This is a genomic window from Streptococcus chosunensis (assembly GCF_003626515.1).
Lineage (GTDB): Bacteria > Bacillota > Bacilli > Lactobacillales > Streptococcaceae > Streptococcus > Streptococcus chosunensis.
In genome coordinates this window covers 606,923-620,859 of record NZ_RBCK01000001.1, presented here as the reverse complement: position 1 = coordinate 620,859, position 13,937 = coordinate 606,923, and the positions used below count along the sequence as shown (strand labels likewise).

The window sequence follows — 13,937 nt, the reverse complement described above, 5'->3', positions numbered from 1 at the left end:
ACACCGATTCCTTACGTTCCAGGAACAACTCCAAAAGATCCAAATGGAAACCCACTGAAACCAGTAGATCCAAACGATCCAAGTAAAGGATATGTTCCACCAACACCTGAAAACCCTACAGAAGATACTGAAATCACTTATGAGAAAGATACTCAAAAAGCGAAAGTAACGTATGTGGTAGAAGGAACTGGAACAGTACTTCACACAGATAACCTAGAAGGTAAATCTGGAGAACCAATCGAGTACTCTACAGTAGCTAAACTTACTGAATTGAAAGCTCTAGGATATGACCTAGTAACTGACGGATTCACAACAGCTACAGCTAAGAACTACGATAAAGATACGAAAGTAGATCAAAGCTTCGTAGTAACGGTTACACCACACGTTGAGCCAATCAAACCAGTAGATCCAGAAAATNCAGCTACAGCTAAGAACTACGATAAAGATACGAAAGTTGATCAAAACTTCGTAGTAACGGTTACACCACACGTTGAGCCAATCAAACCAGTGGATCCAGAAAATCCAAATGATCCTAATAAACCAAAACCAGGTGATCCAATCGATCCTAAGAACCCTGATGGACCAAAATGGACAGAAGATCTAATTAAGAAGATTGATACAACTCGCCACGTGAACCGTACAATCACTTACGTTAACGAAAAAGGCGAGGAAGTAGCTGAGAAAGTAACAGATAAAGTTACATTCACTCGTGAAGCTAATCTCAACGCTGTAACAGGTGAAATTACTTACGGTGACTGGACAGCTAAAGATGGAGATACAACATTTGATAAAGTTGAATCACCAGTAGTTAAAGGTTATATTCTAAAAGATGCTAAACAAAAAGAAGTAGCAGCTACAACAGGATTAACTGCAGACTCTAAAGATGAAAATATCGAAGTTGTCTACACTAAACTTGGTTCATGGATTCCAAAAGTACCAGAAGGTTCTACACCAGTTCCTCCAGTTATGTATCCAAACGATCCAACAGATCCAACGAAACCAGGAACACCAACAACAACGATTCCTTACGTACCAGGAACTACACCAGTGGTACCAAAAGATCCAACTAAACCAGTAGATCCAAATACTAACCCACTAGTTCCATTAACACCAGTAGATCCAAACGATCCAACTAAAGGATATGAAGTACCACCAGTACCAACAGATCCAAGCGTAGATACACCAATCACTTACGTAACTGATAAACAAAAAGCTATTACAAACTTCGTAACTGAAACTGGTAAAGTAGTATCAACTCCAGTAGTGGATGAAGGTGATTCAGGAGCTAACTTCACTAAGTCTAAAGTTGATGAAGTAACTAAGACGATTGAAAAACTTGAAAAAGCTGGTTACAGAGTCGTTAAGAACGAGTTCCCATCTAAAGATACAGACAGAGTATTTGATAAAGACAAATCTGTAGATCAAATCTTCACTGTAACAGTATCTGAAAGAATTATTCCAGTTACACCAGGTAAGCCAGTAGATCCAAATGATCCAAACTTACCGAAGAACCCAGATGGAACTCCAGTAACACCATCTACACCAGAGCCAGGTAAACCAGTATTCCCTAACGATCCAAACAGCCCAGTATGGCCAAGTACTGTGAAAGATCTTGTAACTGAGAAATCAGCTACACGTACGATCAAGTATGTAGATCGCAACGGAAAAGAAGTATCTGAAACTCGTACAGAAACTATCAAGTTTACTCGTGAAGCGAAAGTTAACTTAGTGACTGGTGAAACCACTTATGCTGAATGGACGACAGATCGTAACGATGATATCTTCAACGGATATCCAGTACCAGTTGTGAAAGGATACATCGCTAAAGCTGGTGATCTAGCATCATCAACTAAAGATGTACGAGTAACACCTGATACAATCAAGGACATCACTGAAACAGTGATTTACGATAAGTTAGGTTCATGGATTCCAAATATTCCAGGAACACCAACAAATCCAATTACTTATCCAAACGATCCTAAAGATCCAACCAAACCTGGATCTGATAAACCTAAAGTACCTTATGTACCAGGATTTATCCCTGTAGATCCAGAAGGTCAACCATTGAAACCAGTTGATCCAAACGATCCAACGAAAGGATATGAAGTACCAAACGTACCGAATAATCCAACTACGGATACACCAATCAGCTACGTTCCAGTACCACAACCAACACCAACACCTGATACACCAAAATATGTTGATGGTCAACGTGAACTTCCAAATACAGGTACGGAAGATCATGCTAGCCTTGCAGCACTCGGACTTTTAGGAGTCCTAAGTGGATTTGGATTGATTGCTCGTAAGAAAAGAGAAGATGAAAAATAATCATTTTGATTCTCATTAGATGCTAACTTGCAATCAAATAAAGAAAGAACTTGAGATTTGCTATCTCAGGTTCTTTTCTTTCTCTTTTTTAAAATGGTATAATATAGTGAGAACGATAGAGGAGAAGTGTAAATTGATCGCACAACTAGATACAAAAACAGTCTATAGTTTTATGGAGAGTGTCATTTCGATAGACAAGTATGTGAGAGTAGCTAAAGAATATGGCTACACTCATCTGGCCATGATGGATATTGACAATCTTTATGGAGCTTTCGATTTTCTAGAGGTTACAAAAAAATACGGCATTCATCCTTTGTTAGGGCTTGAAATGAATGTGCTTGTAGATGATAAGGATGTGAATCTGCGCTTTTTAGCCCTATCTAGTGTTGGCTATCAGCAGTTGATGAAACTTTCAACAGCCAAGATGCAGGGGGAGAAAAATTGGTCAGTCCTGTCCCAGTACTTGGAGGATATCGCGGTCATTGTGCCTTATTTTGAAGAGCTTAAGTCGCTCAATCTAGGCTGTAATTACTATATTGGAGTTTATCCAGACACACTGGCCAGCGAATTTCATCATCCTATTATACCCCTCTATCGGGTCAATGCTTTTGAAAGTAAGGATAGAGAAATTCTGCAAGTGTTAACAGCGATTAAAGAAAATCTTCCCCTCAGAGAAGTTCCCTTGCGCTCACGACAAGATGTCTTTATATCAGCAAGTTCTTTAGAGAAACTATTCCAAGAACGTTTTCCTCAAGCCTTGTACAATTTAGAAAAGCTTATTTCAGGCATTTCTTATGACTTGGATACTAGTCTGAAATTGCCTCGCTTTAATCCTGCTAGACCAGCAGTAGAAGAGTTGAGAGAACGCGCTGAATTGGGGCTTGTTCAGAAGGGGTTAACTGGTAAAGAATATCAAGACCGTCTAGACCAAGAATTGGCTGTTATTCATGATATGGGCTTTGACGATTATTTCTTGGTTGTCTGGGATTTGTTGCGTTTTGGACGTTCAAATGGCTATTATATGGGAATGGGACGGGGTTCTGCAGTCGGTAGTTTGGTTTCCTACGCCTTGGATATTACTGGGATTGATCCGGTAGAGAAAAATCTGATTTTTGAACGTTTCCTCAATCGTGAACGCTATACTATGCCTGATATTGATATTGATATCCCTGATATTTATCGTCCAGATTTTATCAGATATGTTGGTAATAAATATGGCAGTAAACATGCGGCTCAAATCGTTACTTTTTCTACCTTTGGGGCCAAGCAAGCTTTACGTGATGTCTTGAAGCGCTTTGGTGTGCCAGAGTATGAATTGTCCGCAATTACCAAGAAAATCAATTTTCGAGATAATCTAAAGTCAGCTTATGAGGGGAACCTCCAGTTTCGTCAGCAAATCAATAGTAAGTTAGAATACCAAAAAGCCTTTGAAATTGCCTGCAAGATTGAGGGCTATCCAAGACAAACCTCTGTCCATGCAGCTGGTGTTGTGATCAGTGACCAAGACTTGACCAACTACATTCCTCTAAAGCATGGCGATGAAATTCCACTGACTCAGTATGATGCTCATGGAGTCGAAGCTAGTGGGCTTTTGAAAATGGATTTTCTGGGACTGCGAAATTTGACTTTTGTCCAGAAGATGCAAGAATTGCTTGCTGAAACAGAAGGTGTTAAGATAGCTATCAACGAGATTGATTTGGAAGACAAAGAAACGTTAGCTTTATTTGCCTCTGGCAATACAAAAGGTATCTTTCAATTTGAGCAACCTGGTGCCATTCGCCTGCTTAAGCGTGTGCAACCAGTCTGTTTTGAAGATGTCGTAGCGACTACTTCTCTAAATAGACCAGGTGCTAGTGACTATATCAATAATTTTGTGGCAAGAAAGCATGGGCAGGAAAAAGTGACAGTTCTAGATCCAGTACTGGAGGATATTTTGGCTCCAACCTATGGCATTATGCTCTATCAGGAGCAGGTTATGCAGGTTGCTCAGCGTTTTGCTGGATTTAGCCTCGGAAAAGCCGATATTTTACGTCGGGCTATGGGAAAAAAGGATGCCTCTGCCATGCATGAAATGAGGGAATCATTTATTCAGGGAGCATTAGAAGCTGGTCATACTAGGGAAAAGGCAGAGCAGGTCTTTGATGTTATGGAGAAGTTTGCAGGTTATGGATTTAACCGATCTCACGCCTATGCTTACTCAGCCTTGGCCTTCCAGTTGGCCTATTTCAAAACACATTATCCAGCCATCTTTTATCAGGTCATGTTGAATTCTTCCAATAGTGATTACCTAACGGATGCTCTTGAAGCAGGCTTTGAAGTAGCACCGTTGTCCATCAATACCATCCCCTATCACGATAAAATTGCTAACAAGTCCATCTATCTAGGTCTTAAGTCGATTAAGGGAGTCAGCAATGATTTGGCGCTTTGGATTATTGAAAATAGACCTTATTCTAACATTGAAGATTTTATAGCTAAATTACCTGAGAATTATCTGAAACTTCCTCTGCTAGAACCATTAGTAAAAGTCGGTCTTTTCGATTCATTTGAGAAAAATCGTCAAAAAGTATTTAATAATTTAGATAATCTATTTGAATTTGCGAAAGTGTTAGGAAGCTTGTTCGGTGATACTATATATAGTTGGCAGGAATCGGAAGATTGGACAGAACAAGAAAAATTCTATATGGAACAAGAGCTTCTAGGAGTGGGAGTTAGCAAACATCCACTACAAGCTATTGCAAGTAAGGCTATCTACCAAGTTACACCAATCGGAAATTTGTCAGAAAATAGTCACGCCATTATATTGGTTGAAATTCAGAAAATAAAAGTGATTCGGACCAAAAAGGGTGAAAACATGGCCTTCTTACAGGTAGATGATAGTAAGAAAAAATTGGATGTTACCCTCTTCACAGACTTATATCGACAGATTGGGAATGAGTTGAAAGAAGGTGGATTCTACTACATCAAAGGGAAAGTACAGTCACGTGATGGCCGTCTGCAAATGATTGCACAAGAAATAAGAGAAGCGGTAGCTGAGCGCTTTTGGATTCAGGTGAAAAATCATGATTCGGATCAAGAAATTTCGAGAATTTTAGACCAGTATAAAGGCCCAATCCCTGTCATCATCAGGTATGAAGAGGAACAGAGAACGATTGTTTCTCCCCATCATTTTGTAGCCAAATCCACTGAATTAGAAGAGAAATTAGGTGAAATCGTTATGAAAACGATTTATCGCTAAAATTACGGAAAATAGAAGAATTTTCCAATTAAATGTGATATAATCAGTAAGAATGTTAAAAGAAAAAGGAGCATAACCAATATGAAACGTATTGCTGTTTTGACTAGTGGTGGAGACGCCCCTGGTATGAACGCTGCTATCCGTGCAGTTGTTCGTCAAGCAATTTCAGAAGGAATGGAAGTATTTGGTATCTATGATGGATATGCTGGTATGGTTGCTGGTGAAATTCATCCCCTGGATGCGGCTTCAGTAGGAGACATCATTTCTCGTGGTGGTACTTTCCTTCACTCTGCTCGTTACCCAGAGTTCGCTCAACTTGAAGGGCAACTTAAAGGGATTGAGCAATTGAAAAAACACGGAATTGAAGGTGTAGTTGTTATCGGTGGTGACGGATCTTACCACGGTGCTATGCGTTTGACTGAACATGGATTCCCAGCTATCGGTCTTCCTGGTACAATCGATAACGATATTGTTGGTACTGACTTCACAATCGGTTTTGACACAGCGGTTACTACTGCTATGGATGCTATCGATAAGATTCGTGATACATCATCAAGTCACCGTCGTACATTTGTTATCGAAGTAATGGGTCGTAACGCAGGTGATATCGCTCTTTGGGCTGGTATTGCAACTGGTGCTGATGAAATCATCATTCCTGAAGAAGGATTCAAGATTGAAGATATCGTAGAAAGCATTAAATGTGGATACGAGTGTGGTAAAAAACACAATATCATCGTCTTGGCAGAAGGCGTGATGTCAGCAGCTGAATTTGGTCAAAAACTTAAAGAAGCTGGAGATACAAGCGACCTTCGTGTGACAGAACTTGGACATATTCAACGTGGTGGTTCTCCAACTGCGCGTGACCGTGTTTTGGCATCACGTATGGGTGCACATGCCGTTAAACTTCTTAAAGAAGGTATCGGTGGTGTTGCGGTTGGTATCCGTAACGAGAAAATGGTTGAAAACCCAATTCTTGGAACTGCAGAAGAAGGAGCTTTGTTTAGCTTGACTGCAGACGGTAAGATTGTGGTTAACAACCCACATAAAGCTGACCTTGAGCTATCTAGCTTGAATAAGAGCTTGTCATAATTTATAATTTTGTTAAAAAGACCAAAAAGGTCATATATAAAGGAGTCACAAAAATCATGAACAAACGTGTAAAAATCGTTGCAACTTTGGGACCTGCGGTAGAAATCCGTGGTGGTAAAAAATTCGGTGATGACGGATACTGGGGTGAAAAACTTGATGTTGAAGCTTCAGCTAAAAACATTGCTAAATTGATTGAAGCTGGTGCTAACACATTCCGTTTCAACTTCTCACACGGTGACCATCAAGAACAAGGTGACCGTATGGCAACTGTTAAACTTGCAGAAAAACTTGCAGGTAAAAAAGTTGGTTTCCTTCTTGATACAAAAGGACCAGAAATCCGTACAGAATTGTTTGAAGGAGATGCAAAAGAGTACTCTTACACAACTGGTGAAAAAATCCGTGTTGCGACTAAACAAGGAATCAAATCAACTCGTGATGTGATTGCATTGAACGTTGCTGGCGCTCTTGATATCTATGATGATGTTGAAGTTGGTCGTCAAGTTTTGGTTGACGATGGTAAACTTGGTCTTCGTGTGGTTGCTAAAGATGACGCAACTCGTGAATTCGAAGTTGAAGTTGAAAACGATGGCGTAATTGCTAAACAAAAAGGTGTTAATATCCCTAACACTAAAATTCCTTTCCCAGCTCTTGCTGAACGCGATAACGACGATATCCGCTTTGGTCTTGAACAAGGTATCAACTTCATCGCGATTTCATTCGTACGTACTGCAAAAGACGTGAACGAAGTTCGTGCAATCTGTAAAGAAACTGGAAATGGACATGTTCAATTGTTCGCTAAAATTGAAAACCAACAAGGTATCGACAACTTGGATGAAATCATCGAAGCTGCTGATGGTATCATGATCGCTCGTGGTGACATGGGTATCGAAGTACCATTCGAAATGGTTCCAGTTTACCAAAAAATGATCATCAAGAAAGTCAATGCTGCAGGTAAAGTTGTTATCACTGCAACAAACATGCTTGAAACAATGACAGAAAAACCACGTGCAACTCGTTCAGAAGTATCAGACGTATTCAACGCTGTTATCGACGGTACTGATGCTACAATGCTTTCAGGTGAGTCTGCAAACGGTAAATACCCACTTGAGTCAGTAACTACAATGGCTACAATCGACAAGAACGCTCAAACTCTTCTTAACGAATACGGTCGTTTGAACTCAGATTCATTTGAACGTAACTCTAAGACAGAAGTAATGGCTTCAGCTGTTAAAGATGCTACTAACTCAATGGACATTAAATTGGTTGTAACTCTTACTAAGACAGGTCACACTGCACGTTTGATCTCTAAATACCGCCCAAATGCTGACATCTTGGCATTGACATTCGACGAATTGACAGAACGTGGATTGATGTTGAACTGGGGTGTTATCCCAATGTTGACAGATGCTCCATCATCAACTGATGATATGTTCGAAATTGCTGAACGTAAAGCAGTTGAAGCAGGTCTTGTACAATCTGGTGACGATATCGTTATCGTAGCTGGTGTACCAGTTGGAGAAGCTGTACGTACAAACACAATGCGTATCCGTACAGTACGTTAATTAAAATGAAAAAAGCCTATCATATCAAGCTTTCTAGCCTGTATGATAGGTTTTTTTGTAGCAGGGGGCAAATAAGGGGCAAAACTTTTTAAAAAAGGCCAGTTAATACAAATACGATTCAGCTAATATAATTGAAAATGATGGAAAAAAAGGTGAAATTATGGTATACTTTAACACAGGACCTTTTTAGAAATTTTGAAAGAGTATTAAAAATTTAAAATGAGAAAAATTGTTATCAATGGTGGCTTGCCCCTGCAAGGTGAGATTACCATTAGTGGTGCAAAAAATAGTGTTGTAGCTTTGATTCCAGCTATTATCTTGGCAGATGATGTTGTGACTTTGGATTGTGTTCCAGATATTTCGGATGTTGCTAGTCTTGTCGAAATTATGGAATTGATGGGTGCTACCGTTAAGCGTTATGACGATGTGTTAGAGATTGATCCAAGAGGTGTTCAAAATATTCCAATGCCTTATGGGAAAATCAATAGTCTTCGTGCATCTTATTATTTTTATGGAAGTCTTTTAGGTCGCTTTGGAGAAGCTACAGTTGGTTTACCTGGTGGATGTGATTTGGGACCACGTCCTATTGACTTACATCTTAAGGCTTTTGAAGCTATGGGAGCCACTGTTAGCTACGAGGGTGATAACATGAAGTTATCTGCTAAAGATGTGGGACTTCATGGTGCAAGTATTTACATGGATACGGTAAGTGTAGGTGCGACGATTAATACAATGATTGCTGCGGTTAAAGCAAATGGTCGTACTATTATTGAAAATGCAGCCCGAGAACCTGAGATTATTGACGTTGCTACTCTCTTGAATAATATGGGGGCTCATATCCGTGGTGCTGGAACCAATATTATCATTATTGATGGTGTTGACAGATTACATGGAACGCGTCATCAGGTGATTCCAGACCGTATTGAAGCGGGAACGTACATTTCCTTAGCTGCTGCAGTTGGTAAGGGAATTCGTATTAATAATGTTCTTTATGAACACTTAGAAGGATTTATTGCTAAGTTGGAAGAAATGGGAGTACGAATGACTGTATCTGAAGACAGCATTTTTGTTGAGGAACAGTCTAATTTGAAAGCAATCAATATTAAGACAGCTCCTTATCCAGGTTTTGCTACTGACTTGCAACAACCAATTACTCCTCTTCTGTTAACAGCAGAGGGGCGTGGAACCATTATTGATACCATTTATGAGAAACGTGTAAACCATGTTTTTGAACTAGCAAAGATGGACGCGGATATTACGACTACAAACGACCATATTTTATATACTGGTGGACGTAGTTTACGTGGTGCAAATGTAAAAGCTACTGACCTTAGAGCTGGGGCAGCACTTGTCATTGCTGGACTAATGGCTGAAGGTAAAACTGAAATTACAAATATTGAGTTCATCTTACGTGGTTATTCAGATATTATTGAAAAATTACGTAATCTAGGAGCGGATATTACACTTGTTGAAGAATAAACCGTAGAGGTGGTTATGAATATTTGGACCAAATTAGCAATGTTTTCTTTTTTTGAAACGGATCGCTTGTATTTGCGTCCTTTCTTTTTTAGTGATAGTAAGGACTTCCATGATATAGCTTCAAATCCAGAAAATTTACAATTCATTTTTCCAAGTCAAGCTAGTCCAGAAGAAAGTCAATATGCACTGGCCAATTATTTTATGAAGGCTCCTTTAGGGGTATGGGCTATTTGTGATAAGAAAACTGAAAAAATGATTGGTTCAATTAAGTTTGAAAAGCTAGATGAAATAAAAAAAGAAGCAGAACTTGGTTATTTTTTGAGAAAAGATTCATGGTCTAAAGGTTTTATGACAGAAGTTGTTAAAAAACTTTGCCAACTTTCTTTTGGGGAATTTGGTTTAAAACAATTATCCATCATTACCCACCTTGAAAATGAAGCTAGTCAACGGGTTGCTCTTAAGTCTGGATTTCGATTGATTCGTCAGTTTAAAGGAAGTGATCGCTATACAAAGAAAATGCGTGATTATCTTGAGTTTCGCTTTGTAAAGGGAGAAATTAATGAGTAAACACCAAGAAATTCTAAGCTATTTGGAAGAATTACCCGTTGGTAAAAGAGTCAGTGTTCGAAGTATTTCCAACCATCTAGGAGTCAGTGATGGAACGGCTTATCGGGCCATTAAAGAAGCTGAAAATCGTGGAATTGTAGAGACTCGTCCAAGAAGTGGTACTATCCGTGTTAAATCTCAGAAAGTTGCTATTGAAAGATTAACATTTGCAGAAATTGCAGAAGTGACTTCTTCTGAGGTTTTGGCTGGGCAAGAAGGTTTAGAGAGAGAATTTAGTAAGTTTTCAATCGGTGCCATGACTGAGCAAAATATTTTGTCTTACCTTCATGATGGGGGACTCTTGATTGTCGGAGACCGGACTCGTATTCAATTATTAGCGCTGGAAAATGAAAATGCCGTTCTTGTGACAGGTGGATTTCAGGTTCATGATGATGTGATTAAACTGGCTAATCAAAAAGGAATTCCTGTTTTAAGAAGCAAACATGACACTTTCACCGTTGCGACCATGATCAATAAAGCCTTGTCAAATGTTCAAATCAAAACAGATATTTTGACAGTTGAGAAACTGTACCGTCCGAGTCATGAGTATGGTTTTTTGAGAGAGACTGACACTGTTAAAGATTATTTGGACTTGGTACGTAAGAATCGTAGTAGTCGTTTCCCTGTTATTAATCAACATCAGGTTGTTGTTGGGGTTGTTACTATGAGAGATGCTGGTGATAAGTCACCAAGTACAACAATTGATAAGGTCATGTCTCGTAGTCTATTTTTAGTTGGATTATCTACAAATATTGCCAATGTGAGTCAACGGATGATTGCTGAAGATTTTGAAATGGTACCGGTTGTTCGTAATAATCAAACCTTGCTTGGGGTTGTAACCAGACGAGATGTCATGGAGAAGATGAGTCGTTCCCAAGTTTCGGCTCTACCAACTTTTTCTGAGCAGATTGGTCAAAAACTCGCTTATCACCATGATGAAGTAGTGATTACAGTGGAACCCTTTATGCTTGAGAAAAACGGTGTTTTAGCTAACGGTGTATTGGCAGAGATACTGACTCATATGACCCAAGATTTAGTTGTGAATAGTGGTCGCAATCTCATCATCGAACAAATGCTGATCTACTTTTTGCAGGCTGTTCAGATAGATGATATACTGCGCATTCAAGCACGCATCATCCATCATACTAGACGATCAGCTATTATTGATTACGATATTTATCATGGTCATCAGATTGTTTCAAAAGCAAATGTGACCGTTAAAATTAATTAGAAACTAGGAGAAAAGATGATAACATTAAAATCAGCTCGTGAAATCGAAGCTATGGACAAGGCTGGAGATTTTCTAGCAAGTATTCATATCGGCTTACGTGATTTGATTAAGCCTGGCGTAGATATGTGGGAAGTTGAAGAATACGTTCGCCGTCGTTGTAAGGAAGAAAATTTCCTTCCACTTCAGATTGGGGTTGACGGTGCCATGATGGACTATCCTTATGCTACCTGTTGCTCTCTTAATGATGAAGTGGCTCATGCTTTCCCTCGTCACTATATCTTGAAAGATGGTGATTTGCTCAAAGTTGATATGGTTTTGGGAGGTCCTATTGCTAAATCTGACCTGAATGTCTCAAAACTAAACTTCAACAATGTGGAGCAAATGAAAAAATACACCCAGAGCTACTCTGGTGGCCTAGCAGACTCATGTTGGGCTTATGCTGTTGGTACGCCGTCCGAAGAAGTGAAAAACTTGATGGATGTAACCAAAGAAGCTATGTACAAGGGAATCGAGCAAGCTGTTGTTGGAAATCGTATTGGTGATATTGGTGCAGCTATTCAAGAATACGCTGAAAGTCGTGGTTACGGTGTAGTACGTGATTTGGTTGGTCATGGTGTTGGTCCAACCATGCACGAAGAACCAATGGTTCCTAACTATGGTATTGCTGGTCGTGGGCTTCGTCTCCGTGAAGGAATGGTATTGACCATTGAACCAATGATCAATACAGGTGACTGGGAAATTGATACAGATATGAAAACTGGCTGGGCGCATAAGACCATTGACGGTGGTTTATCTTGTCAATATGAACACCAATTCGTGATTACTAAAGATGGACCAGTTATCTTGACTAGTCAAGGTGAAGAAGGAACTTATTAATAAAAAGTGAAAAGACTACTGGAAGTTTATTTTGAAAAATTCAGTAGATCTTTTCATATAAAATAAACGCATTTTATTGATGTTTTCAGGCTTTTTAAGACAACAAAATAGGCTCCATAATATCTGTAGGAGACTTATCTACAGATATTATGGAGCTTTTTTCTTATGCTCAGAATGGCAATTTCCCAGCGAAAGCACCCAGTTTTTTCTTGGTAGTTTCATCGATTTGTTCAAGAGCAGAGTTGATTGCTTGAACGGTCATATCAGAAAGAGTTTCAAGGTCTTCTGGGTCAACGACAGCTGGATTGAAGTCAATGCTGACAACTTTCTTATCTCCAGTTAAGGTCGCTTGGACAAGGTCTTGAGCAGATTTGCCAACAAATTGCATAGCCGCAAGTTCGGCTTGACTTTGTTCCATTTGTTTTTGAAGTTTTTGTGCTTGGCGCATCATGTTTTGCATGTTCATCATAGTGTTTTATAGTTTCCTTTTACAATTATTTTCCTTCCTATTTTATCAATTTTGAGGTTAAAAGTCTATTATTAGTATAAATTACTTAACATTAAATTGTCTGAAAATTTATTGAAAAATGAGTGAAAACATGGTATAATGAAACGTAAAATTAATTCAGGTTTCCTGAACCAATAGGAGTAAACAATGAAAAAACTAGGTTTTGTCCTTTTATCTTCAGCCTTGCTATTGACAGCTTGTGCTAATAATCAATCTAAGCCAAGTAACACAAGTGATTCGTCCAAGGTGACAGCCTTGTCTGAAGATAAGCAGAAAATGCTTGATAAGGCCACTGCTGAATATAAGACTTTTGTACAAGAGCAAATTGATAAACTGTTGACAGATACGGAAGGCTTTGTCAAACTTTTGAAAGAAGGTAAGTTAGAAGAAGCTAAGAAGGTTTATCCACTGATTCGTATGTCTTATGAGCGTTCAGAACCGATTGCTGAAAGTTTTGGTGAGTCAGATGTCAAGATTGACTTCCGTTTGGCAGACTATATGGATGAAAACAAGACTGAAGAAGGTTGGTCAGGTTTCCACCGTATCGAGCGTATCCTTTGGGAAGATAATACCACTAAAGGAACTGAAAGCTATGGGGATCAGTTGGTCAATGATATCAAGGAATTGAAAGCTAAGATTGCAACTGTGGATGTGGACTACAAGGTCATGTTGACTGGAGCAGTTGACTTGCTTAACGAAGTGGCAACAAGTAAGATTACAGGTGAAGAGGAAATTTATTCTCACACAGACTTGTATGACTTCCGTGCCAATATCGAGGGAGCTGAGAAGATTTTCCAACTCTTTAAACCTTTGCTTGAAAAATCAGACGCTAACCTAGTTAAAGAATTGGAAGCAGACTTCAAGTCTGTCAATGATTTGTTGGACAAACACATGACCGACAAGGAACACTACAAACTCTATACTGATTTGACAAAAGAAGATACCAAAGAATTGTCAGAAGCTGTGACAAAACTTGGTGAATCTCTATCACAAATGGGTAAATTTCTTAGTGGAGAATAAGAG

At 39.1% G+C, this 13,937-nt stretch carries 10 protein-coding genes and 1 pseudogene; 10 read left to right on the top strand and 1 reads right to left on the bottom strand.

The window, feature by feature from the left end; genetic code table 11:
- From D7D54_RS09485 to D7D54_RS02925, 9 genes and pseudogenes are all read left to right on the top strand, one after another.
- A pseudogene (locus D7D54_RS09485) lies at positions 1-417 on the top strand (mucin-binding protein); the annotation flags it as partial.
- A gap of 1 nt (position 418) precedes the next feature.
- A partial coding sequence (locus D7D54_RS09480) for a mucin-binding protein (protein WP_419965906.1) occupies positions 419-2,328 on the top strand: 1,910 nt, incomplete at its 5' end.
- A 133-nt stretch (positions 2,329-2,461) separates the two neighbouring features.
- Positions 2,462-5,563, top strand: a complete 3,102-nt coding sequence (locus D7D54_RS02955) for a DNA polymerase III subunit alpha (protein ID WP_162496584.1) — start codon at positions 2,462-2,464, stop codon at positions 5,561-5,563.
- Positions 5,564-5,644: 81 nt separating this feature from the next.
- On the top strand, positions 5,645-6,652 hold the full coding sequence (gene pfkA, locus D7D54_RS02950) for a 6-phosphofructokinase (RefSeq protein WP_000820863.1): 1,008 nt from the start codon (positions 5,645-5,647) through the stop codon (positions 6,650-6,652).
- 56 nt (positions 6,653-6,708) lie between these two features.
- On the top strand, positions 6,709-8,214 hold the full coding sequence (pyk, locus tag D7D54_RS02945) for a pyruvate kinase (RefSeq protein ID WP_004259601.1): 1,506 nt from the start codon (positions 6,709-6,711) through the stop codon (positions 8,212-8,214).
- A 219-nt stretch (positions 8,215-8,433) separates the two neighbouring features.
- On the top strand, positions 8,434-9,693 hold the full coding sequence (locus D7D54_RS02940) for a UDP-N-acetylglucosamine 1-carboxyvinyltransferase (RefSeq protein ID WP_020902409.1): 1,260 nt from the start codon (positions 8,434-8,436) through the stop codon (positions 9,691-9,693).
- Positions 9,694-9,708: 15 nt separating this feature from the next.
- A complete protein-coding gene (locus tag D7D54_RS02935) occupies positions 9,709-10,260 on the top strand; it encodes a GNAT family N-acetyltransferase (RefSeq protein ID WP_020902408.1) in 552 nt (183 codons plus the stop codon).
- Complete coding sequence (gene spxR, locus D7D54_RS02930) at positions 10,253-11,530, top strand: CBS-HotDog domain-containing transcription factor SpxR (protein WP_020902407.1); 1,278 nt, start codon at positions 10,253-10,255, stop codon at positions 11,528-11,530. Before D7D54_RS02935 ends, spxR begins: the two co-directional genes overlap by 8 nt.
- Positions 11,531-11,545: 15 nt before the next feature.
- Complete coding sequence (locus D7D54_RS02925) at positions 11,546-12,406, top strand: methionyl aminopeptidase (protein ID WP_000631543.1); 861 nt, start codon at positions 11,546-11,548, stop codon at positions 12,404-12,406.
- Between the two features lie 169 nt (positions 12,407-12,575).
- Here D7D54_RS02925 and D7D54_RS02920 read toward each other — a convergent pair whose 3' ends face one another.
- The gene (locus D7D54_RS02920) at positions 12,576-12,875 is read right to left on the bottom strand and encodes a YbaB/EbfC family nucleoid-associated protein (RefSeq protein WP_000981526.1); all 300 of its coding nucleotides are present in this window, start codon (positions 12,873-12,875) and stop codon (positions 12,576-12,578) included.
- A 186-nt stretch (positions 12,876-13,061) separates the two neighbouring features.
- Here D7D54_RS02920 and efeO point away from each other — a divergent pair, with 186 nt between their 5' ends.
- A complete protein-coding gene (efeO, locus tag D7D54_RS02915) occupies positions 13,062-13,934 on the top strand; it encodes an iron uptake system protein EfeO (protein ID WP_020902406.1) in 873 nt (290 codons plus the stop codon).
- Positions 13,935-13,937 lie beyond the last annotated feature (3 nt).